This window comes from Mesorhizobium sp. M7A.F.Ca.US.002.01.1.1, from assembly GCF_004022955.1.
GTDB lineage: Bacteria > Pseudomonadota > Alphaproteobacteria > Rhizobiales > Rhizobiaceae > Mesorhizobium > Mesorhizobium ciceri.
Genome location: NZ_RZQE01000011.1, coordinates 1 through 21,264 on the forward strand (window position 1 = coordinate 1; position 21,264 = coordinate 21,264).

19 protein-coding genes and 2 pseudogenes are annotated in these 21,264 nt (G+C 60.8%); 15 read left to right on the forward strand and 6 right to left on the reverse strand.

Annotated features, from left to right (window positions below; genetic code table 11):
* Positions 1 to 81 (reverse strand): annotated as a pseudogene (locus EN932_RS38690) (VOC family protein); the annotation flags it as partial.
* A gap of 222 nt (positions 82 to 303) precedes the next feature.
* Between EN932_RS38690 and ppdK the strand changes: the two are divergent.
* The 3 genes from ppdK (at position 304) to EN932_RS02930 (ending at position 5,112) form a co-directional block, all read left to right on the forward strand.
* Positions 304 to 2,982, forward strand: coding sequence for a pyruvate, phosphate dikinase (gene ppdK / locus EN932_RS02920; protein ID WP_127384813.1), 2,679 nt, complete (start codon positions 304 to 306; stop codon positions 2,980 to 2,982).
* Positions 2,983 to 3,100: 118 nt separating this feature from the next.
* Positions 3,101 to 4,204: a glycosyltransferase family 9 protein gene (locus EN932_RS02925; RefSeq protein WP_127384812.1), complete on the forward strand. Its 1,104-nt coding sequence runs from the start codon at positions 3,101 to 3,103 to the stop codon at positions 4,202 to 4,204.
* Between the two features lie 167 nt (positions 4,205 to 4,371).
* The gene (locus EN932_RS02930; protein WP_127384811.1) at positions 4,372 to 5,112 is read left to right on the forward strand and encodes a polysaccharide deacetylase family protein; all 741 of its coding nucleotides are present in this window, start codon (positions 4,372 to 4,374) and stop codon (positions 5,110 to 5,112) included.
* A 39-nt stretch (positions 5,113 to 5,151) separates the two neighbouring features.
* Here EN932_RS02930 and EN932_RS02935 read toward each other — a convergent pair whose 3' ends face one another.
* Together EN932_RS02935 and EN932_RS02940 are read right to left on the reverse strand one after the other, a co-directional pair.
* On the reverse strand, positions 5,152 to 5,541 hold the full coding sequence (locus EN932_RS02935) for a DUF427 domain-containing protein (protein ID WP_013532741.1): 390 nt from the start codon (positions 5,539 to 5,541) through the stop codon (positions 5,152 to 5,154).
* Positions 5,542 to 5,688: 147 nt separating this feature from the next.
* Complete coding sequence (locus tag EN932_RS02940) at positions 5,689 to 6,045, reverse strand: hypothetical protein (protein WP_013532740.1); 357 nt, start codon at positions 6,043 to 6,045, stop codon at positions 5,689 to 5,691.
* A 182-nt stretch (positions 6,046 to 6,227) separates the two neighbouring features.
* Here EN932_RS02940 and EN932_RS02945 point away from each other — a divergent pair, with 182 nt between their 5' ends.
* Together EN932_RS02945 and EN932_RS02950 are read left to right on the forward strand one after the other, a co-directional pair.
* Positions 6,228 to 7,856 carry a fatty-acid--CoA ligase gene (locus tag EN932_RS02945; RefSeq protein WP_127368585.1) on the forward strand — a complete coding sequence of 543 codons (1,629 nt, stop codon included), beginning with the start codon at positions 6,228 to 6,230 and terminating at the stop codon, positions 7,854 to 7,856.
* An 80-nt stretch (positions 7,857 to 7,936) separates the two neighbouring features.
* Positions 7,937 to 8,722: a DUF1499 domain-containing protein gene (locus EN932_RS02950; RefSeq protein WP_024503644.1), complete on the forward strand. Its 786-nt coding sequence runs from the start codon at positions 7,937 to 7,939 to the stop codon at positions 8,720 to 8,722.
* Positions 8,723 to 8,753: 31 nt separating this feature from the next.
* Here the strand turns inward: EN932_RS02950 and EN932_RS02955 are convergent, their stop codons facing one another.
* Positions 8,754 to 9,662, reverse strand: coding sequence for an MBL fold metallo-hydrolase (locus tag EN932_RS02955; RefSeq protein WP_127368584.1), 909 nt, complete (start codon positions 9,660 to 9,662; stop codon positions 8,754 to 8,756).
* Between the two features lie 117 nt (positions 9,663 to 9,779).
* Between EN932_RS02955 and EN932_RS02960 the strand changes: the two genes are divergently transcribed.
* Positions 9,780 to 10,370 (forward strand): biotin transporter BioY, encoded by a 591-nt coding sequence (locus EN932_RS02960; RefSeq protein WP_027164125.1) that lies wholly within the window; start codon positions 9,780 to 9,782, stop codon positions 10,368 to 10,370.
* Between the two features lie 92 nt (positions 10,371 to 10,462).
* On the opposite strand, the gene EN932_RS02965 is transcribed toward EN932_RS02960, so the two are convergent.
* Complete coding sequence (locus EN932_RS02965; protein ID WP_245460925.1) at positions 10,463 to 10,975, reverse strand: hypothetical protein; 513 nt, start codon at positions 10,973 to 10,975, stop codon at positions 10,463 to 10,465.
* 6 nt (positions 10,976 to 10,981) lie between these two features.
* Positions 10,982 to 11,035 (reverse strand): annotated as a pseudogene (locus tag EN932_RS39685) (Fic family protein); the annotation flags it as partial.
* 548 nt (positions 11,036 to 11,583) lie between these two features.
* Here EN932_RS39685 and EN932_RS02970 point away from each other — a divergent pair.
* The 9 genes from EN932_RS02970 (at position 11,584) to EN932_RS03010 (ending at position 21,255) form a co-directional block, all read left to right on the forward strand.
* A complete protein-coding gene (locus EN932_RS02970) occupies positions 11,584 to 12,861 on the forward strand; it encodes a sugar transferase (protein ID WP_024503648.1) in 1,278 nt (425 codons plus the stop codon).
* 43 nt (positions 12,862 to 12,904) lie between these two features.
* A complete protein-coding gene (locus EN932_RS02975) occupies positions 12,905 to 14,179 on the forward strand; it encodes a nucleotide sugar dehydrogenase (RefSeq protein WP_127368583.1) in 1,275 nt (424 codons plus the stop codon).
* Positions 14,179 to 15,204 carry an NAD-dependent epimerase gene (locus tag EN932_RS02980; RefSeq protein WP_127384809.1) on the forward strand — a complete coding sequence of 342 codons (1,026 nt, stop codon included), beginning with the start codon at positions 14,179 to 14,181 and terminating at the stop codon, positions 15,202 to 15,204. The genes EN932_RS02975 and EN932_RS02980 overlap by 1 nt, the downstream gene beginning before the upstream one ends.
* Before the next feature lie 97 nt (positions 15,205 to 15,301).
* Positions 15,302 to 16,132 (forward strand): glycosyltransferase, encoded by an 831-nt coding sequence (locus EN932_RS02985; protein ID WP_164753576.1) that lies wholly within the window; start codon positions 15,302 to 15,304, stop codon positions 16,130 to 16,132.
* Positions 16,129 to 17,397 carry a hypothetical protein gene (locus EN932_RS02990; RefSeq protein ID WP_127365514.1) on the forward strand — a complete coding sequence of 423 codons (1,269 nt, stop codon included), beginning with the start codon at positions 16,129 to 16,131 and terminating at the stop codon, positions 17,395 to 17,397. Before EN932_RS02985 ends, EN932_RS02990 begins: the two co-directional genes overlap by 4 nt.
* Positions 17,390 to 18,166 (forward strand): class I SAM-dependent methyltransferase, encoded by a 777-nt coding sequence (locus EN932_RS02995; protein ID WP_164753574.1) that lies wholly within the window; start codon positions 17,390 to 17,392, stop codon positions 18,164 to 18,166. Before EN932_RS02990 ends, EN932_RS02995 begins: the two co-directional genes overlap by 8 nt.
* Before the next feature lie 5 nt (positions 18,167 to 18,171).
* Positions 18,172 to 18,981, forward strand: coding sequence for a methyltransferase domain-containing protein (locus EN932_RS03000; RefSeq protein WP_081714306.1), 810 nt, complete (start codon positions 18,172 to 18,174; stop codon positions 18,979 to 18,981).
* Positions 18,959 to 20,116: a glycosyltransferase gene (locus tag EN932_RS03005; protein ID WP_164753572.1), complete on the forward strand. Its 1,158-nt coding sequence runs from the start codon at positions 18,959 to 18,961 to the stop codon at positions 20,114 to 20,116. The genes EN932_RS03000 and EN932_RS03005 overlap by 23 nt, the downstream gene beginning before the upstream one ends.
* Entirely contained in the window at positions 20,113 to 21,255 is a 1,143-nt protein-coding gene (locus EN932_RS03010) for a glycosyltransferase family 4 protein (protein WP_127384807.1), read from the forward strand. Before EN932_RS03005 ends, EN932_RS03010 begins: the two co-directional genes overlap by 4 nt.
* The last annotated feature ends 9 nt before the right edge of the window (positions 21,256 to 21,264 follow it).

Here is a 21,264-nt window from a genome sequence, read left to right on the forward strand (position 1 = left end):
ACTGTAGAAGGCCTTCAGCCGGTCCAGCGTCCCGCCCGTAGCCGGCATTTCCAGATAGTCGAGTTTTCCGGACAGTTTCATAGCCATCTCTTTGTTCACTGTATGTTCTACTCCAGAATCCCCGGCATAGCAAGTCTTTTTGCCGCATCCTGAGGCACGGCTTTGCTTAATCGATTGTAGTGGCCGGGCGGCTTTGCCGACGCCTTGCCTTTCGCACTGCAGCATCATATCGCTCCAAGGGCGGACCGGCGGAACTTTCCGTTTCGCCAATCTTTCCAATCTCCTGCAACCGGAGAGCGATGCATGACCAAATGGGTTTTCACCTTTGGCGATGGTGCGGCGGAGGGCCGTGCCAGCGACAAGAATCTCCTGGGCGGCAAAGGCGCCAACCTGGCCGAGATGTGCAGCCTGGGGCTGCCGGTGCCGCCGGGCTTCACCATCACCACGGAGGTCTGCAACGCCTACTACGCCAACGGCCGTATTTATCCGGCCGGGTTGGAAGACGATGTCGCGGTCGCGCTCGATCACATCGGCCGGCTGACCGGTCGTCGGTTCGGCGACCCGTCGAAACTGCTGCTGGTGTCGGTGCGTTCCGGCGCTCGCGCCTCGATGCCCGGCATGATGGACACCGTCCTCAATCTCGGCCTGAACGACGAGACGGTCGAGGCGCTGGCCGCCGATTCCGGCGATGCGCGCTTTGCCTATGACAGCTACCGCCGCTTCATCCAGATGTATTCCGATGTCGTCATGGGTCTCGACCACGAAGTGTTCGAGGAAATCCTGGAGGACCAGAAGGGCGGTCTCGGGCACGAGCTCGACACCGAACTGACGGCGCTCGAATGGCAGGGCGTCATCGCGCTCTACAAGGCCAAAGTCGAGGAAGAGCTTGGCAGGCCGTTTCCGCAGGATCCGCATGAGCAGCTCTGGGGCGCGATATCAGCCGTGTTCTCGAGCTGGATGAACAACCGCGCCATCACCTATCGCCGCCTGCACGATATTCCCGAAAGCTGGGGCACGGCGGTCAACGTCCAGGCCATGGTGTTCGGCAATATGGGCGAAACCTCGGCCACCGGCGTTGCCTTCACGCGCAACCCGTCGACCGGCGAAAAGATGCTCTATGGCGAGTTCCTGGTGAACGCGCAGGGCGAGGACGTCGTTGCCGGCATCCGCACGCCGCAGAACATCACCGAAGCGGCGCGTATCGCAGCAGGCTCGGACAAGCCGTCGCTGCAGAAGCTGATGCCTGACGCGTTCCAGTCCTTCGTCACCATCTCCGATAGTCTGGAGAAGCACTACCGCGACATGCAGGATCTCGAATTCACCATCGAGCGCGGCAAATTGTGGATGCTGCAGACCCGCTCCGGCAAGCGCACCGCCAAGGCGGCGCTGAAAATTGCCGTCGAGATGGCGCAGGACAGGCTGATCACGAAAGAGGAAGCCGTTGCCCGTATCGACCCGGCCTCGCTCGACCAGTTGCTGCATCCCACCATCGACCCCAAGGCCGCGCGCGACGTCATCGGCATCGGACTGCCGGCCTCGCCCGGTGCCGCTACCGGCGAGATCGTCTTTTCCTCAGCTGACGCCGAGGACTTGAAGACACAAGGGCGCAAGGCGATCCTGGTGCGCATCGAAACCAGTCCCGAAGACATCCACGGCATGCATGCGGCGGAAGGCATCCTGACCACGCGCGGCGGCATGACCAGCCACGCCGCGGTGGTGGCGCGCGGCATGGGCAAGCCTTGCGTCTCGGGTGCCGGCTCGCTGCGCGTCGACTACAGGGCCGGCACGCTGCTCTCGATGGGGCAGACCTTCCGCAAAGGCGACATCATCACCATCGATGGCGGCAACGGCCAGGTGCTGAAGGGCGCGGTTGCCATGCTGCAGCCTGAACTGTCAGGCGATTTTGCCGCCATCATGGAATGGGCGGACGCGGTGCGGCGCATGAAGGTGCGCACCAATGCCGAAACACCGCTCGATGCGCGCATGGCGCGCTCCTTCGGCGCCGAAGGCATCGGGCTTTGCCGCACGGAGCACATGTTCTTCGACGGCGACCGCATCGTCGCCATGCGCGAGATGATCCTGGCCGACACCGAAAAGGACCGGCGCGCCGCACTCGCCAAGCTTCTGCCCATGCAGCGCTCGGATTTCCTCGAACTGTTCGAGATCATGGCCGGCCTGCCGGTGACGATCCGACTGCTCGATCCGCCGCTGCACGAATTCCTGCCCAAGACCGAGGCTGAAATCGCCGAGGTCGCCGCCGCCATGAACGTGTCGCCCGACAAGCTCAGGCAGCGCACCGAGGCGCTGCACGAGTTCAACCCGATGCTCGGCCATCGTGGCTGCCGCCTGGCCGTCTCCTACCCCGAGATCGCCGAGATGCAGGCACGGGCCATTTTCGAGGCGGCCGTGGAGGCCGGCAGGAAGGCCGGCGCCCTGGTGGTCCCCGAGATCATGGTGCCGCTCGTCGGCCTGGTGAAGGAGCTCGATTACGTCAAGGCGCGCATCGATGCGGTTGCCAAGAGCGTCATGGAGGAAACCGGCGTCAAGATCGACTATCTCACTGGCACGATGATCGAGCTTCCCCGCGCCGCCATCCGCGCGCATGTCATTGCAGAATCAGCCGAATTCTTCTCCTTCGGCACCAACGACCTGACCCAGACGACCTTCGGCATTTCGCGCGACGATGCGGCCTCGTTCCTGGAAACCTACCGCCAGAAGGGCATTATCGATCAGGACCCGTTCGTCTCGCTCGACATCGAGGGCGTCGGCGAACTGGTGCGCATGGCCGCGCAAAAGGGCAAGGCGACGCGGCCCGACATCAAGCTCGGCATTTGCGGCGAACATGGCGGCGATCCGGCCTCGATCCGCTTTTGCGAAGAGGTCGGCCTCGACTACGTGTCCTGTTCGCCCTATCGCGTGCCGATCGCCAGGCTGGCGGCAGCGCAGGCAGCGGTGCTGGTTGCGAAAACAGGCCGCGGATAGGATCCATCCAGCTTACCGTTTTGTAAGACAATTCACGCGAACGTGCTGGCGGCGTCGCGTAATCTCGACATTGTTCCTGCCCAATTTGCGGCCATCCGCAAATTGCTCCCGGAAACAGATGCTGCAGATCTCTCCCGCGCCGCTCCGCTCGATCCTGGTCATTCAAACCAAGTTCATAGGAGATCTCGTCCTCGCCTCGGCGCTCGCCAAGAACCTGCGGCTCGAATTCCCCGGCGCCAGCATCGTCTTTCTGTGCGAGGCCCGCTTCGAGAGCTTCGTGATCGCCCATGGTATCGCTTCCGAGGTGGTCGCATTCAGGCGCGACCGCATGCGCGGCACGCCCTTGGAGCGCGGGAAGGAGCTCTACGCCATGGTGCGGGCGTTGCGCCGCTTCCGCTTCGACCTGACCATCGACCTGACCGATTCGAAGACGTCGCGCATCCTCACCGGGCTCGTCAACGCAAAGACCCGTGTCGGATACAATCCCTCCGAAAGACCCTTGCGTATGCTGGAGCGGCAGCCCGCCAACGTCCTTGCCAAGCCCTACGGCTTTGATGGCCAGCATTTCCTGTACCGCTACCTCTCGCCGCTCGAAGCGCTCGGCATTGAACTTCGCACGGTGATTCCGAACCTTCAGCCGCTGCCGTTGGAGACGGCGAAAGCATTGGCGCTGCTGGATAAGCACCATCTGCGGCCAAATGCCTTCATCGCCGTGCATGCGGGTGCAAGCTTCGAGGGGCGACGTTGGCAGCCGGAGCGGTTTGCAGCAGCGATCGTCGAGATTGCCGGCGAGACCGGCCTGGACGTCGTGCTGGTGGGCGGCCCGGACGAGCGCGAGATCGCCGAACGCATCGTCGCCAGGACCGCGCCGCCGGTCGTCAATCTCGTCGGTGACCTGTCGCTTGAAAGCCTGCTGGCGGTGCTGAAACAGGCCCGGCTGTTTCTCGGCAATGAGAGCGGCCCGATGCACATGGCGGCAGCCACTGGGACCCCGGTTGTCGGGCTGTTCGGTCTGACGGAGCCGTCGCGCTGGGGTCCCGTCGGCGTGCCCAGCATCTCGCTCCAGCCGCCGATGCCTTGCGCCTGCATGGCAGAGGACCTTTGCCGCGCGCCGGATCCCAGCAAGGCATGCTGCGTCTGGGGCCTGGAGGTCAAGCCGGTGGTCGAGGCGGTGCGCGAGGTTCTTTCGCGCACCGAAATGCAGCTGGAACGCGTCATCTGAGATCATGCATCGCATGCACGACTCTCGACGCGGTAGAAGACACGTTCGCCGCAGGAACGGTCACATTGTCGCGTGGAGCGCTTTTCTGCTATGCATCATCCTGATTTCCGCCTTCATGCGGGTCTTTGGGATGCCTGCTTGAAATGACGGGTCAGGAAATCGGTTTGATGCGCCTGCTGCAAAAAAATCTCTGCATGATCGCCATGTCGTTGGCGATGGCATCCGCCGGCCATGCCGCGCCGCTCGTCGAGCCGACGCTGCACATCAGGCCGCAGGCGAGCGGCGCCGGCCGTGTGGCACTCACGCTCGATGCCTGCGGCGGACAGACCGACAGCCGGATCCTTTCGGCGCTGGTGGACAACAAGATCCCCGCCACCATTTTCGTGACCGGCATCTGGCTGAAGCGAAACGCCGCCGCCGTCGAGATCATGCGGGCGCATCCCGATCTGTTCGAACTGGAAAATCACGGCGGCCACCACATCCCGGCGGTCGACACGCCGCGGAAAATCTACGGCATCCGCAGCGCCGGCAGCCCGGATGCGGTGCTGGCCGAGGTCGAATCGGGGGCCGCCGCTCTTGCCGGGACCGGCGAGCCGGCGCCGAAATGGTTTCGTGGCGCAACCGCCGAATACAGCCCGTCGGCAATCGCCATGATCCGCAAGCTTGGCTTCAAGGTCGCGGGATTCTCGATAAACGGCGACGGCGGCTCCTTGCTCGGCGCCAAGGAAACCGCGCGGCGCATCGCGGCGGCCAAGGACGGCGACGTCATTATCTCGCATATCAACCAGCCGACCCATGCGGCCGGCGAAGGCGTGGTGCAGGGGCTGCTGGCGCTCAAGGCCAAGGGCTTGACCTTTGTGCGGCTCGACGATGCCGAGGGCATGGGCAATAACGGCACCACGGAGTGAGTGGCCAGCCGAGCGTATCCCGATGCCTTCGGCGTTGGCTCAGTCCGGTTTGGCTTCGATCGTGACCTTGCTGGCGTAGAATGCGCCGTGGTTGCCGATTTCAGCCATCTCGTCGAAAGGCCGTTCATAGGCCCACATGGCGTTCTGGCCGGTCTCGCCGGCAGGCAGCACGCTCCAATAGCTTGCATCGCCCTTGTAGGGGCAATGGGTCGAGTGGTCGGTGCGGCCAAGCTTGCCGAAATCGATGTCGGCGAACGGAATGTAGAAGGCCGCCGGATAGGGAGCTTCGGTCAGCACCTTGGCCTTCGCTGTTGAAGCGATGACCACGTCTCCGGCGCGCACGGTAACGGTGCCGGCATAGGGCTCGATGGTGATGATTTTGTCCGGGTTGCGTTGGAAACCGGGTGCGGGGTTGGCGATCTGATCCATGCGGCGGCTCTCCTTGCGTCGACTTTGAGATGTGTCGCGCAAACGCATTGTTCAAGGCCTGCCGTCGCCATGCAACACGCAAACACCTGCCCAGGCCGGCACTGCCGGATCGCGCCTCCGAATATCCTCGATACTTGTCGTCAGCTGTCAGGCAGCGGCCTTGAACACGTCCATGAGACCGGCATAGGCGGCAGCAATACCGGCGACCGGGTTGCTGCTTCTCGATACGGTCTCGACCTTCAGGGAACCACCGCCGGTCGGCAAGGTGAGCAGCAGGAACTGGCGGTTTCCGCCATCGCCGACTGACGCGGCTGCGACGTGCTGGTCCTCGCCCTGGTTCTGGACGCACATCTTGAACAGCAACGTGCCGCCGACCGCTTCCAGCGCGCCGCCGACAACTTCAACAAATTCATCTTCGGAAACAGTCTTTGTGTCCGGCACCAGATCGGCCAGACTTTCGGCAAGCGTACTCTCGAGAGCCTTGTCGTCGAGCTGCGCGTCCATGCGAACCTCTTTCAGTCGCCAATCGCACCCCTTTGCCCGTTAACGAAGCTTAACGCCGACGATGGCCGGATTGTGGCGGTTGTTCCCAATGCAGTGCTCGGCCGTATTGGCGGCTGGACAATCCGTCGGTTCGCTCCACAATGGGACAAAAAGCACAACGCAAAAGCGTGAGGGAGGACCGAATGCTGGGACTGATGCAGGAATGGCCGCTGCTTTGCCATAAGCTCATCGACAATGCCGAGCGGCAGCATGGCGTGCGCGAGATCGTGTCACGCTCGATCGAAGGGCCGATCGTGCGCACCACCTACGCCGACATCCATCGTCGCGCCCTGAAGGTCGCCCAGCGGCTGGAACGCGACGGCTATGGGTTGGGCGACCGCATCGCGACGCTGGCCTGGAACACCGCCCGCCACATCGAGGCCTGGTACGGCATCATGGGCATCGGCGCCATCTACCACACGCTCAATCCGCGGCTGTTTCCCGAGCAGATCGTCTGGATCATGAACCATGCCGAGGACAAGGCAGTCTTCGTCGACCTAACTTTCGTGCCGCTGCTCGAGAAGATCGCCGGCGCCGTCAAGTCGCTGAAACAGGTGATCGTGCTGACCGACAAGGCACACATGCCGCAGACGACGTTGCCCAATGTGGTCGCCTATGAAGACTGGCTTGAGGAGGCGGATGGCGACTTCGCCTGGAAGACCTTCGACGAAAGCACCGCCGCAGGCATGTGTTACACCTCCGGGACCACGGGCGATCCCAAGGGCGTCGTCTACAGCCACCGTTCGAACGTGCTGCACGCCATGATCGCCGCCATGCCCGACGCCATGGGGTTGTCGTCGCGCGACACGATCCTGCCTGTCGTGCCGATGTTTCACGCCAATGCCTGGGGCCTTGGCCAGAGCGGGCCGATGATCGGCGCCAAGCTGGTCATGCCCGGTTGCAAGATGGACGGCGCCTCGATCTATGAACTGCTCGACACCGAGAAGGTGACCTTCAGTGCGGCCGTGCCGACCGTCTGGATGATGCTGCTGCAGCACCTGGAGGAGACCGGCAAGAAGCTTCCCTATCTCAATAAGGTCGTCATCGGCGGCTCGTCCTGCCCGCGCGCGATCATGACGAAGTTTCAGCAGAACTACGATGTCCAGGTCATCCATGCCTGGGGCATGACCGAAATGTCGCCGCTCGGCACGCTGTGCACCCTGAAGCCGGACTATGCTGGTCTTGAGGGCGAAGCCCGGCTCGATGTCCAGCAGAAACAGGGCTATCCGCCGTTCGGCGTCGAAATGAAGGTGACCGACGACGACAACAATGCGCAACCCTGGGACGGCAAGACATTTGGCCGCCTGAAAGTGCGTGGGCCGGCCGTTGCCCGTGCCTATTATGGCGGCGCCGGCGTGGAGCAGTTCGACGGGGATGGCTGGTTCGATACCGGCGACGTCGCCCACATCGACGCGGGCGGCTATATGCAGATCACCGATCGCGCCAAGGACGTCATCAAGTCCGGCGGCGAATGGATTTCGACCATCGACCTCGAGAACCTGGCTGTCGGCCATCCCGATGTCGCCGAGGCGGCAGCCATCGGCGTCCACCATTCGAAATGGGGCGAACGGCCGCTGCTGGTCGTCGTCCGCAAACCGGGCAAGGAACCGAGCAAGGCCGATATTCTCGACTTCATGGACGGCAAGGTGGCCAAATGGTGGATGCCGGACGATGTCGCCTTCGTCGGTGAAATTCCGCACACCGCCACCGGCAAGATCCAGAAGATCACCTTGCGCCAGCAGTTCAAGGATTATCGCCTGCCGACGGATTGACGCGATGTCGCATGTTTCGGCTTCATGGCATCGCAAAAAGGTTCTAAGTCTCCGTTCGGGTTGGGGTGGTACGGCAATCGATGGCAAGTATTCCTGAACGGCAAACGTCGAGGGCAGCCGGATGGTCGCGGCGCACGGCCGCTTTTTCGTTGGTGCTGCTGCTGACGGTCTTTGTCGGCCATCGCTTCGATCTCGTCGAAACACCTGTCTTTCTGTGGGTGCTCGGCATTGTCGCGCTGCTGGCGGCGATGGCGCTGTTGTTTGCCGGATTTGCCTTTTCGCGGCTCTGGAATTTCGGCGACCGCGGCGGTCGCGACCTGACGGTCGGCGCGCTGCTGGCGCTGCTGGTGCTCGCACCCTACGGCGTCGCCGCCTACTGGGCGACGATCTATCCGCCGCTCAGGGATATCTCGACGGATTTCGACGAACCGCCGGCGCTCGACGTGAGCGACCGCACGAAGGATATGAACGTGCTTGCGCCGTCGACGCCTGGGGAACAGCGGCTGCAGACCGATAGCTATCCGCTGGTCAGCGCACGCAGCTACGACCTGCCGTTCGAGACTGTCGTCAATGCCGTCGAAACTGTACTCGACCGGCGCGACTGGGATCTATCGGAACCCTATCCTGATCTCGCCGGGCAAAGCGAGGTGACCATCACCGCCGTCGCCAAGGGCTTCGTGATCGGCCTTCCCGCCGATGTGGCGATCCGCGTGACGGACGATGGCGATACGGTCATCGTCGACATGCGGTCGGCGTCCCGCTACGGTCGCTACGACCTTGGCGACAATGCCGCGCGCATTGTCGATTTCCTTGCCGAGCTCGACCAGGAAGTCGCCGGTCAGGTTGGCGCCGCGCCGGCCGAGTGAGGCACGGGCACTTGGCAGTGGGCTGCATTGCCTATCCGGCCGGCGTGAAAATGCCGTCGATGGCCGGTGCGGCATCGGTCACAACCAGACCGCGCGCCGTCAGATCCTCGAGATGGGCAAGCACCGACAATCCGGCGGCGCCATGCAGCCGCGGATCGGTATCCCTGTAGATCGCCTTGACCATGTCCACGATCGTCCGGTCGCCGGCCCGGACCCGCTCCAGGATGGCGCGCTCGCGCATCTTGCGGTGCGTCTTCAGCCCGCGCATGAAAGCGCGCGGTGCCGTCACCGGCCCGCCATGTCCGGGCAGCAGCAAGCGGTCTTCGCGGTCGATCAGCCGGTCCAGCGAGGCCATGTAATCGGCCATCGCTCCATCCGGCGGGGCGACGATGGAGGTTGCCCAGGCCATGACATGATCGGCCGAAAACAGGATGCCGGTTCCTTCCAGCGCGAATGCCGCATGATTGGCGGTGTGGCCCGGGGTCAGAACCGTCCTGATCGACCAGCCGTCGCCATCGACCGCCTCGCCGTCGGAAAGGGCGATGTCGGGAACGAAAGCCATGTCTGCACTGGCGTCGAGCGCATTGGTCTCGCCGATATGCAGGGCTCTTGCCGGCCGGTGCGGCCCCTCGGCCAGCACGATGGCGCCGGTGCGCTCTTTCAGCCGGGCCGCCAGCGGGGAGTGGTCGCGATGCGTATGGCTGACGAAGATATGGCTGACCGGCCGGCCTGCGATCACCTCGAGCAGGGTCCGCAGATGCGCCTCGTCATCCGGCCCCGGATCGATCACCGCCAGCGTATCGCGGCCAACAATGTAGCTGTTGGTGCCGTGAAAGGTGAAGGGGCTTGGATTGCGGGCCGTGATGCGCTGGACATCGGGGGCGACGCTCACCCCCTGGCCATAGAGGGGGTCGAAGCCGGTATCGAACTTCAGTGCCATGCATCGGTGCCTTGTTTCGGGAAACGGCAAAACCGATTGCCGCATAACACGCAAGCCAATATAGGAGGATATGAGGCCGCGAACATCTGGTAGCGGCAGTCGGATTGGGGAAATACCATGGCAATTGCAACTACGATGCGTCCGCTTGTTTCTCTGGCTCTGCCGCAAAGCGGCGCGGCGCGGCTGGCAACGCAGCTTTTCCTGGCCATCGCCGGAACGCTTGTGCTGACACTGTCGGCCAAGACCAAGGTGATGCTCGGGCCGGTCGACATTTCGATGCAGACGCTGGCCGTGCTGCTGATTGCCGCCGCCTTCGGCATGCGTCTCGGCGTCGCCACCCTGCTGCTCTACATGGCCGAGGGCGCCATGGGCTTCCCCGTCTTCCAGAGCACGCCTGAAAAGGGTCTCGGCATTGCCTACATGCTCGGCTCGACCGGCGGCTATCTCGCCGGCTTCGTGGTCATGGCGGCCATTGTCGGCTGGGCGGCGGATCGCGGCTGGGACCGCCACCCGATCAAGCTTTTCAACGCCATGCTGGTTGGCGAAGTCGTCATGATGGCGATGGGCTTTGCCTGGCTGGCGCTGCTCATCGGTCCGGAAAAGTCGTGGCAGTTCGGCGTCGTGCCGTTCATCGTCGGCGACCTGATCAAGGTGGCTCTCGCGGCAAGCCTGGTGCCGGCCGTCTGGACGCTGCTCAAGCGCGGCTGAAGCCCGAGCAGACCAGCGGCTTGAGCAATCAAGCCTTGGCTGGCATGGGGTGATTGGCGGATTTCAGCGTGGCGTCTGCCAAGTAATCACACTTAGGTTTCTGGAAACAGCTTCGGAAACAGTGAATCCAATGCGTCGGCCGGAAAGCGTAGCGACACCGGACCTTTGGGTGTTTCCGACGCCAACAGACCGAGCGCGATCACCTCATTGAACACGCGACGCGCCGTGCGTTCGGGCAGTCCGCTAATGCGAGACGCTTCGCCGCGTTCAAATTCGCCGCGCATTAGCGCTTCCTCCAGGAGGCGGGCGGCTTCGGGTTTGAGGCCACTGCGCTCGACGTAGCGACGCAGCCGCTTCGCGAGCGTGTCGAGATCGAACAAGCCGGTCATTAAGTTCACCTGATCGATGCACACCTGCATGAACCATAGCGTAAAGTCGCCGAGTGCGCGCTCGGAGAGGTTGCCCCGTCCGTCGAGATCACCCTGGCGGGGCATATCGGCATGATCCATCATGCGCTTGTAGTCCGTGCGGCTTTTCACGCCGCGCGCTAGACCGCGTGAGATCGACCACAGCCCGTGCGCGGCGATCCCAGCCTCAAGGGCCATGGCGTGGCTCATCAAACGGCTGACGCGGCCATTGCCGTCGGGGAACGGGTGAATGTAGTTGAAACGGTTTCTTCCATGTCTGGCCGATCTTGGCTTCTGCTAAATACGTATAAAGATATATTTCGAATTTTCCAGGATATTTGGCCGATCTTTTGGCCGATGATCGGTACCGTGCCGGCTTCCGCCGGCCATACGCATCTGACTAGGTTGCCGTCCCGACGACACCAACATACAGCTGCTTCGGAACGCAATATCTCCGCTCTCTAGATCGATCTGTCTCGGCTCCCAGGCGACTTGCCAAGGGGTTGATCGCCGAAGCGGTGCTGGAAATTACATCGCATTATTGGCCCTATCGTTCGGCGTCGGTGCGTTGCAGACGGTATCTTTTCAATCGCATCAAGCAATGCTGTTGATCAAAAGTTCCCGCACTGTTGATCCGAGAAATAGATGCTTGCTGGAGCAGCCGCGCTGTCGTAGCTCTTGGTCTCCGACTGTATCGAATCGCCGGGGGGCGAGACGTCCGATTCGTTTTTGTGCGCGAGCAGGTCAGATCCACTATCGCGCTGGTCTGTCGCCGACACGGCAGCCTTGGGGAAGGGGGGAAGACATTGAATGTCGCAGCGTCGACTATCGTCGGAAGCCGGCACTTCCTGTTCAGGATTCGGTTTCAACTGCTTGGCGGACTGACATTCGCGATTTTTGCGCCGGCGATTATCCGGATTGTCTTCAATCCTGAATTTATCTATTCGGCCAATCTTCAGGTAACAGTAGCCGCTGCGGTCATCGCTCACCTTGTGGGCTTCTTATCTTATCGCCGCATCGGAAATTTCCCGGGCGTGGCCGCGGCAAGTTACATCTTGCCGACATTTGCCCTGTCCTACGGGGCTGTTTTCCTGACCATCTTCTTTTTTCGGTTCGAGTACAGCCGGTTTCAGGCCGCCGCCAGTTTCACGCAGTCCACGCTCTGGTATTTCGGCCTGAGCCTGTTGACGCGGCGTCTCGATCCGTACCGGCTCGTCGTGATTCCCGGCGGAGATGTCGAGCGCCTCAAGACATTACCGGGTGTGCATTGGTTTTGGATCAAGTCGACCAGTACGATAATCGAAAGAGCCAGCGGCGTGGTCGTTGATCTGCGTGCCGATCTTGGCGCGGAGTGGGAACGATACATCGCGGATCGGGCCCTTTCGGGAACGCCCGTATACCACGTCAAGCAGGTCAGCGAGTCGCTGACCGGTCGGGTCGAGATCGAGCACCTGTCGGAAAACACGCTTGGTTCGCTCAATCCGAACCAGGCCTACCTCAAGATCAAGCAGGCGGTCGACTGGGTCTCGGCACTTGTCTTGACTATCGTTCTTTCCCCCGTTCTGGCGTTGATTGCGCTGCTGATCCGGCTGGATTCCGATGGTCCCGCGCTGTTTCGCCAGCAACGCATGGGCTACCGGGGCAAGATCTGCACGGTCTACAAGTTTCGCTCGATGCGCCAGCACTCTGGCGCCGGCAGCGACAAGGAGAGGGCGATCACCAGGCACGACGATGATCGCATCACCCGAGTCGGGCGTTTTCTGCGAAAATCCAGGATCGACGAACTGCCGCAGGTCATCAACATCCTGCGTGGCGAAATGAGTTGGATCGGACCGCGACCGGAAGCTGTCGTGCTGTCACAGTGGTACGAGGCTGAGCTGCCATTCTATCGCTACAGACATATCGTCAGGCCAGGCATAAGCGGGTGGGCACAAGTAAATCAGGGGCATGTGGCTGCTGTCGATGACGTTATGGAAAAATTGCACTATGATTTCTATTACATAAAGAACTTTTCGCCTTGGCTGGATGTTTTGATAACTCTCAAGACAATGAAAACGATGCTTACCGGCTTTGGTGCGAGATGACCAATGCGAAGTATGGCTCTGGAATAGCAAGCGCAGGAAGCAGATGGATCTCGCCTCCAGGAAAATAGCAATCATCGGGCTTGGCTATGTCGGTCTGCCGCTGGCGGTCGCCTTCGGCGTCACCAGGGATGTCGTCGGCTTCGACATCAACCAGCCGAGGGTGGACGCGCTGAAGCGTGGCGACGACCATACGCTGGAAGCCAGCAGCGATGAGATCAGTGCTGCGTCGCGGCTGACATTCACCACCGACAAGGCTGATCTGCGCGATTGCGGGATTTTCATCGTTACGGTTCCGACGCCGATCGACAGGGCCAACCGTCCGGATCTGAAACCGCTGATCATGGCCTCGACTTTGGTCGGTGAGGTCATCTCGCCAGGCGCGGTGGTGATCTTCGAATCAACGGTCTACCCCGGCTGCACGGAAGAGGTGTGCGCTCCGCTGATCGAGAAACATTCGGGCCTGCGCTACAATGAGGGGTTCTTCCTCGGCTACAGTCCCGAGCGCATCAACCCGGGCGACCGGGAGCATCGGTTGCAAACGATCGTCAAGGTCACCAGCGGCTCGACGCCGGAAGCGGCCAAAGGTATCGATGCGCTCTATGCCTCGATCGTGCCGGCAGGCACACACCGTACCTCGAGCATTGCGGTCGCCGAAGCGGCCAAGGTCATCGAGAACACTCAGCGCGACCTCAACATCGCGCTGATGAACGAGCTGTCGCTTATCTTCGGCAAGCTCGGCATCGACACCTCCGAAGTGCTGGAAGCCGCCGGCACCAAATGGAATTTCCTTCGCTTCACGCCTGGTCTGGTCGGCGGCCACTGCATCGGCGTCGATCCCTACTATCTCACCCACAAGGCCCAGGAACTCGGCTATCATCCGGAGGTGATTCTTGCCGGCCGCCGTATCAATGACGGCATGGGTCAGCATGCGGCGGATCAGACGGCCCGCCTGATGATGCGCAAGGGAATACCTGTCGTTGGCAGCCGGATTCTGGTGATGGGCGCGGCCTTCAAGGAAAATTGTCCGGACCTGAGGAATTCCAAGGTCGCCGATATCGTTGCCCAACTGAAGGAATACAATGCCGGCATCGACATATGGGACCCCTGGGTCGACGCGCAGGAATGCGCGCGTGCCTTCGGCGTAGCGAGCATGAAGGACATTCCCGACCAGCGCTATGACGGCGTTATCGTGGCCGTCGGCCACAGGCAGTTCCGCGCTCTGGGCGTCGACGGCCTGCAGGCTCTTTGCAAGACCCCCGGCGTCATTTACGACATCAAGGGTCTGTTTCCCAGGCATGTCACGGATGGGCGCTTCTGATGAAGGTTCTGGTCACCGGCGCGGCCGGCTTCATAGGGTATCACGTAGCCAAGCGGCTGCTGGAGCGCGGTGACGAGGTCGTCGGCATCGACAACGTCAACGACTACTACGATCCGGAAATCAAGGAGGCGAGACTGCGGCTCCTGGACGAAGCGAGCCGCAAGACCAATGCCGGATACCATTTCATCCGCGGCAATCTCGCCGACAAGAGCGTGGTCGACGCCTGCTTTGCCGACCACGCATTCGACCGGGTGATCCATCTCGCCGCCCAGGCCGGGGTTCGCTACAGCCTGGAAAATCCGCATGCCTATGTCGAAAGCAACATCATCGCCTACACCAACATGCTGGAGGCCTGCCGCAACAGCGCCGTCGCGCACCTGACCTATGCCAGCACCTCGAGTGTCTACGGCGCCAACACCGACATGCCGTTTTCCGAGCATCGTCCGGCCGACCACCCGCTGCAGTTCTACGCCGCGACCAAGCGCGCCAACGAGCTGATGGCGCACAGCTACAGCCATCTGTTCGGGCTGCCGACGACCGGGCTTCGCTTCTTCACCGTCTATGGCCCCTGGGGGCGCCCGGACATGGCGCTGTTCCTGTTCACCAAAAACATTCTTGCTGGCGAGCCGATCAAACTGTTCAACAACGGCAACCACACGCGCGACTTCACCTATGTCGACGACATCGCCGAAGGCGTGATCCGTGCCAGCGACAGCCCGGCCACGGGCAATGCCGCCTGGGACTCCAGCCGTCCGGATCCGGCCACAAGCAGCGCCCCCTGGCGCATCTTCAACATCGGCAACAACAACCCGGTTAAGTTGACCGCCTATGTCGAGGCGCTGGAAAACGCGCTCGGCCGCAAAGCCATCGTCGAACTCTTGCCGCTGCAGCCCGGCGATGTGCCCGATACCTTCGCCGACACCTCGGCGCTGGAGCAGGCGGTCGGCTACCGCCCGACGACGACAGTGACCGAGGGCGTCGGGCGGTTCGTCGAGTGGTACAAGGCTTATTTCGGGCGGGGATAAGGCTCGGCGTTTCTCGGCTGATCCGCGCTGTTCCATGATCACGTAACCAGGAGCAGATGGAATCGACACGGCTCGCAAACAGGCAGTCTGCAATCCATTGCAGTCCAAGGCGCTATTGAGCGTCTGCATCCCCACGTTCAATCGGCGGGATCGCGTTGCCGCGCTGGTTCAGCAACTGCTACGTGCGGACTGCCCATTGCAGATATGCGTCCATGTCGACGGTTCGACCGACGGAACGAACGAAGCGCTTGCGAAAATCGCGTCTCGCGATTCCAGTTTGGTGGTCACCACTGGCCCGAATGACGGCAGAGGCCGCGCAATGTTTTCGGCGATTGCTTCCGCCACTGGCGACTATTGCATGGTCTTCGATGATGACGACGATCTCTTCGCCGATCGCTTGCCGGAAGTCTGTGAGCACCTTTCGCAGAGAGGTGTCGATGAGAAGATTGCGGGTTTTGTGTTCTCGATGGCTCTTGGCCACCCAGAGACGGCAGCAGAGCCGTTTCCGTTGGAACGGACAAACCTGATAAAGATGCGGGCCGACGAACGGGTGGTCGGCGACAAGAAGGAGGTCATCAGAACTCCTTTGCTTAAACGGGTTGCCGTGCCCCCTGCGGGGCGGTTCCGCCGTGTTCCAACATCTCTTCTCTGGTCCAGATTGGCGATCGAATACGACGTTATCTGTGTCAATGTCGAGATTGGACGAAAACGATATTTGCCGGAGGGGATGACGGCAAGGATTCGGCTTCTTCAGCGACAAAATGCATACCCGATGTTGTTGCTGAACTTGATCTACATCAAGGCATTCTGGCTAGGACGATATCGGTCGGTTCGGTTCCTGGGTAAGGCGGTTCTTGCCTGTTTGAGCTTTGGTATCTTGAGTTTCCCGTTCTTGGTCAAGAGATCATTCGTGCGGGTGACTTCATGAAAGAAGCCAGCCTGTGGAAGTTGGTGGAAGCCATCGTAATACGAATTGTTCCTGGTCTTCTGAACATAGCGACATTGCTGTACATCGGAAGCCATCTGGAGACTGGACAGTACGGTATTTTCAGCACGACGATTGCGACAGTTTCATTTATTTCGACACTTGTTTTTGGAGTCGCGACCTATTCGATAATGCCGGTTTCCGCAAAAATGCATGCCGCGGGAATGGGTAGAGAGTACGTGTCGTCCATTTTGACCGTGCTTGCAGTTGTGGCGTTGTTTGTCGTCCTGGCTGGGCTGGCACTGACGTGGCTGGGATTTGGCAATGCCGTTGCCGCGACCATCATCATTTCTTTCGGCTTGCACACCGCACTTCAAGAGATTTTGAGGTCACAACTGCGTTTGTGGGCGTACGGTTGGTCGGCGATTGGCCAGGCCGTAGCATACCAGGCAGGAGCCATAATCCTGCTTGTCGGCGATGCGAAAGTAGGATCGGCTCTTGCCGCCTTTTCGCTCTCCTATTTCGTCGGAGCGCTGATTTCATTTGCCTTGCTGGGACCTAGGAATCTGAGACGACCTGGCTTTTCCTATCTTGCCGGGTCTCTGGTCACAGGCTGGGGATTTGTGTTGAGCAATCTGGCCGAGAGCGGCGTGTTTGTCGGCATTCGATACATTGTTTTGTTGCTTGGCTCCGAGACCCATCTCGGTGTCTTCTCGTTTTGTGTCGATCTTTCACAACGGTCTGTCGGCTTCTTCATGAATGCGGCCAGCTTCGTTTTCGTGCCAAGGGCGTTTCTCAGTGCCGCAAATGGAAACGTCAGGGAGTTTCGGCGCGGACTGTTCGAAGGAGCGGCCATCGCACTCATTTTTGCGGCTGCGGCTGCGGCCGGAATAGTTGGCCTGTTTTTCTCGGGCCATGCCTCCGGATGGCTGGGGAAGTCTTTTGATCCTGCGGTGTTCGGGATCGTTTCTTGTGCTGTTCTGGTCAACAGGACCAAAAAAGTGATCATCGACCCGTTTGCGCTTCGGTCGAACAAAGCGATGACGTTGACTTATTCCTACGCGATAGGGGCGTTGGCTTGCTGTTGTCTGGCGGCATTGGGCCTTTGGTGGCGGGTGCCGCTTGGCAGTGAAATGGCATTTTTGTTCGGATATGTCGTTGCCGCGGCCTGTTCCTTTTTCGCATTGAGGAATGTGATTGCAGACCAAGGGCCTGGTGCGAAACAGCGCACGGTTTTGATGGTCGGGCCGGATGCCAGAAATGAATGAGAAGAAAGCATTTTACGACGAGAAAAACAGGCGCATCGTCCATGTCGGCACGGTGGCTGATGACGACTATTGGGATTCTCACTGGGCCGACGGGATTGTCTTGAGGCCGGATCGCTTTGTCGTTGAAACCACCAAGCGATATCTGACCGGATCGGCCAAGGTCCTGGACGCTGGATGTGGCTTGGCCAATACGGTCCATGGCCTCCACCAGGCAGGCTTTTCCGCCTACGGGATCGACTTCGCGCAGAAGACCGTGGGGATGGTGAACCGTGCCGCGCCCCATTTGCAAGTGACCGTGGGGGATGTTCGAGCAACGGGCTTCGCGGACGGATTCTTCGATGGGGTGTGGTCCCTGGGGGTGATCGAGCACTTCTTCGACGGTTACGATGAGATCGCATTGGAGATGAGGCGCATCATCCGATCAGGAGGAGTTGCCTTCGTGACAGTGCCGAGCATTTCTCCTCTCCGACAGTTGAAGATCAGAATGGGTCTCTATCCCAGGTTTTCAGGTGAACAGGCCGGATTTTACCAGTTCGTTCTTGGGCCGTCTTCGATTGTTTCCAGTTTCGAACAGCACGGCTTCAAGCTTCTGGGATCCCAGCCAAGGGGAGGCTTCAAGGGGCTGAAGGACGAGACATTTTTCTCCAAGCCGATGCAGGCCTGGTACGACAGCAAGAATGGAATCCTGAGAGGTTTGCGTGCTGCCGCGGACCGGTTGCTCGGGCCATTTTCGCATCATACGCGGCTCTACGTCTTCCACAGGATATAGCGCGGATGTCCAATCCGAGTGGGCGCAGATCGCCAAACGAAACCGGTGGTGAAGCAGTATCGATATTGCGAAAGTTTGTTCGTGCGAATGTGGCTGTTTCCGAGTTCCTGGACAGAGCTCTGCCGCGACGCCTTCGCATCGACGGCAACCGGACCTTTGCGACGGAGATAGCACCTCCCTTACTTACCTCAAATGCACGGGTTTACGACCTTGGCGGGGGTGCCAGGCCGTTCGTCAGTCTTTCGGAGAAGCGGCGCCTGAGGCTTTTTGTCGTTGGGCTCGACCTCGACGCGGAAGAGTTGTCGAAAGCGCCGCGCGGAATATACGACGAGGAGATTGAAGCGGACCTTACCTCGTTTAGGGGGAGGGGCGATGCTGACGTCGTCATTTGCCAGGCAACGCTCGAACACGTCCGTGATGGCGAGGGTGCCTTGCGCGGCATTGCCAGTTGCGTGAAGCCGGGAGGCGTGGTTGCCATTTTCTCGCCCTCGCGCAACGCCGTTTTTGCCAGATTGAATCGGGTCCTGCCGGAGGGGATGAAACGACGGCTGCTTTTTGCGATCTATCCTGAAAAGGGCATGGGTCATGACGGGTTTCCGGCCTTCTACGACAAGTGCTTGCCCAGTGACGTCGAGACAATCGCAAAACGGAACGACCTGGAACTTGTCGAGCGCCGTCTGTTCTGGAAAAGCTCCTACTTCTATTTTTTCGTGCCGGCCTTTCTTGCCTGGCGCATCTGGTTAGGCGTTTCGGCCCTGCTTCTCCGCAAGGATGCCGCTGAAACCTACGCCTATGTCTTTCGGCGAAAACAGTGAGTTCCCGCGGCTCATGAAAAGGAAGCTCGCGCTGATCGCCATTCCGCTCGACAGAAGAGGCGGTGCCGAAACCATCTTGAAACTTGTTGCGCGCGCACTCGCGAGACGACCCGACTGGGACGTCGAAATCGGCTTCTTGGGTGGCCAGGCGGCGGGCGAGGCCGCTGGATCACACCAGAAGGGAATTCGGTGCAGCTACGGCTTTGGCGGCGGTAAGGCCATGAGCGAGTTTTTGCTCGCTCCGCGGCTGATCCGGCATCGGTACGATTTGGTGTTCTCGAGCCACGCACGGGTAAACTCGTTTCTGGCTGCCGCGCGAAGCGTGGGACTTCTCCGCAGCCATAGGCTGGTCGCCCGCGAGTCCACGGTGCTTCTGGACCGCTTCAAGGGTCTTCGCGCGCTCGCTTACAAGGCGCTCTACGCTGCCTATGGCAGCCAGGACATGATAGTCGCGCAAACGAGCTATATGAATGAACGCCTGCGTGACGTATTGCCCCGCCGAGCAATCGCCAAGCTGCGTACTTTGCCCAACCCGGTCGATGAAGATCTCATCGTCAAAATGTCCATGGAGGCATTGCCCGGGCACGACGCCGAGATACTTTCCCGCCGTCCGCAGATAGTCTGGTGCGGTCGGCTGATTGATGTGAAGCGTCCGACGATCGCGGTTGATGTGCTGGCCGAGGTCAGACGAAGGACCGGCGAGGATTATGAGCTGACCATGGTTGGCTCTGGACCCATGGAAGCGGAGTTGAGAGCCCGCGCTGGCGAGCTTGAGCTGGCCTCGCGACTAAATCTGCTCGGCCAGAGAGACAACCCGTTTCCACTGTTTCGCGCAGCGCGTGTCGGCATGCTCACGTCGGCGACGGAGGGATTTCCCAACGTCCTTCTGGAAATGATGGCTTGCCGGATTCCTGGCATCGTCACCACCCCCTGTGCGGGAGATCTGGACATGCTGTCGGGCCTGGAGATTTCAGCCGGCTTTGGCGCGTCGGAAGTTGCGGAAGCACTGCTGAAGGTCATCCAAGGCGGCGATCGGTCGGCCTTGTACGGAAAGACCTTGTCGGAAAGATCGCCGGATCGGTTTGCGGATATGCTGTTGAGAGCGCCGTCGTCATATCCGGGTGGGCAGAGATGACGCCCGTTGCTCGCGACAAGATAATCGTCTCGATAAACACATCCTGGAATGTCGTCAATTTCCGCAAGGGATTGATCGAGGCGCTGCGGAGCCGTGGCTATGAGGTGGTCGTCGTCGCGCCGAGAGACGCGTATTCTTCGCTGATTGCGGCCATGGGCTGCCGCTATGTCGAACTCGACATGGACAATTCCGGCACGTCACCGTTGCGGGATCTGGTCCTTCTGTGGCGCTACTGGCGTCTCTTGCGGCGCGAGAGACCGCTGGCGTTTGTCGGCTTCACGATCAAGCCCAACGTGTTCGGCTCCATCGCGGCCAATCTGAACGGCATTCCCGTCATCAACAACATTTCGGGATTGGGGACGGCGTTCGTCCGCGGTGGTCTGCTGCTCAGGATTGCCAAGGTCTTGTACCGGGTGGCGTTGGCCCGTTCCAAAATGGTTTTCTTCCAGAACGACGATGACCGGATGCTGTTCGTCGATGAACGCCTGGTTCGCAAGGATCGAACCGCGCTCTTGCCTGGCTCCGGCATCGACCTCGTGCGTTTTGCCCCGTCGTCCGAAGCGCGCACCGGGTCTGGCGCCATCGTCTTTCTTCTCGTGGCCCGGCTTCTCTGGGACAAGGGTGTCGGCGAGTTCATCACGGCGGCCCGTCGGGTTTGCCGTGAGGTGCCCGGAGTGCGTTTCCAACTGCTCGGCTTTCTTGATGTCGAAAACCGGACTGCGGTCAGCCGCGAGCACGTGGAAAAATGGGTTGCCGAGGGATTGGTCGAATATCTCGGTTCCACCGACGATGTGCGGCCTTTCATGCGTGCCGCCGATTGTGTCGTGTTGCCCTCCTACAGGGAGGGAACGCCGCGCTCGCTGCTTGAGGCGGCTGCGATGGGCAAGCCGCTGATCGCAACCGACGTGCCAGGATGCAGGGAAGTGGTGGACCACGCCGTCAATGGCTTCCTGTGCAAGGTGAGGGACCCTGATGACCTTGCGAACAAGATGGTCGAGTTTGCGCGGCTGGACGGCTCGTCCAGGGACAGGATGGGGGCCCGGAGCAGAAACAAGGTCGAGCGGCAGTTTTCGGAAACGATCGTCATCGAGAAGTACATGCAGCAGATAGAAAGACTGAGCGCCCTTGCGACGAAATGAGCGGACCGG

Coding starts and splice junctions, on each gene's coding strand:
- ppdK (WP_127384813.1), top strand. CDS start 304: ATGACCAAATGGGTTTTCACCTTTGGCGATGGTGCGGCGGAGGGCCGT.
- EN932_RS02925 (WP_127384812.1), top strand. CDS start 3,101: ATGCTGCAGATCTCTCCCGCGCCGCTCCGCTCGATCCTGGTCATTCAA.
- EN932_RS02930 (WP_127384811.1), top strand. CDS start 4,372: ATGCGCCTGCTGCAAAAAAATCTCTGCATGATCGCCATGTCGTTGGCG.
- EN932_RS02935 (WP_013532741.1), bottom strand. CDS start 5,541: ATGGATCAGATCGCCAACCCCGCACCCGGTTTCCAACGCAACCCGGAC.
- EN932_RS02940 (WP_013532740.1), bottom strand. CDS start 6,045: ATGGACGCGCAGCTCGACGACAAGGCTCTCGAGAGTACGCTTGCCGAA.
- EN932_RS02945 (WP_127368585.1), top strand. CDS start 6,228: ATGCTGGGACTGATGCAGGAATGGCCGCTGCTTTGCCATAAGCTCATC.
- EN932_RS02950 (WP_024503644.1), top strand. CDS start 7,937: ATGGCAAGTATTCCTGAACGGCAAACGTCGAGGGCAGCCGGATGGTCG.
- EN932_RS02955 (WP_127368584.1), bottom strand. CDS start 9,662: ATGGCACTGAAGTTCGATACCGGCTTCGACCCCCTCTATGGCCAGGGG.
- EN932_RS02960 (WP_027164125.1), top strand. CDS start 9,780: ATGGCAATTGCAACTACGATGCGTCCGCTTGTTTCTCTGGCTCTGCCG.
- EN932_RS02965 (WP_245460925.1), bottom strand. CDS start 10,975: ATGGCCCTTGAGGCTGGGATCGCCGCGCACGGGCTGTGGTCGATCTCA.
- EN932_RS02975 (WP_127368583.1), top strand. CDS start 12,905: ATGGATCTCGCCTCCAGGAAAATAGCAATCATCGGGCTTGGCTATGTC.
- EN932_RS02980 (WP_127384809.1), top strand. CDS start 14,179: ATGAAGGTTCTGGTCACCGGCGCGGCCGGCTTCATAGGGTATCACGTA.
- EN932_RS02990 (WP_127365514.1), top strand. CDS start 16,129: ATGAAAGAAGCCAGCCTGTGGAAGTTGGTGGAAGCCATCGTAATACGA.
- EN932_RS02995 (WP_164753574.1), top strand. CDS start 17,390: ATGAATGAGAAGAAAGCATTTTACGACGAGAAAAACAGGCGCATCGTC.
- EN932_RS03000 (WP_081714306.1), top strand. CDS start 18,172: ATGTCCAATCCGAGTGGGCGCAGATCGCCAAACGAAACCGGTGGTGAA.
- EN932_RS03005 (WP_164753572.1), top strand. CDS start 18,959: ATGTCTTTCGGCGAAAACAGTGAGTTCCCGCGGCTCATGAAAAGGAAG.
- EN932_RS03010 (WP_127384807.1), top strand. CDS start 20,113: ATGACGCCCGTTGCTCGCGACAAGATAATCGTCTCGATAAACACATCC.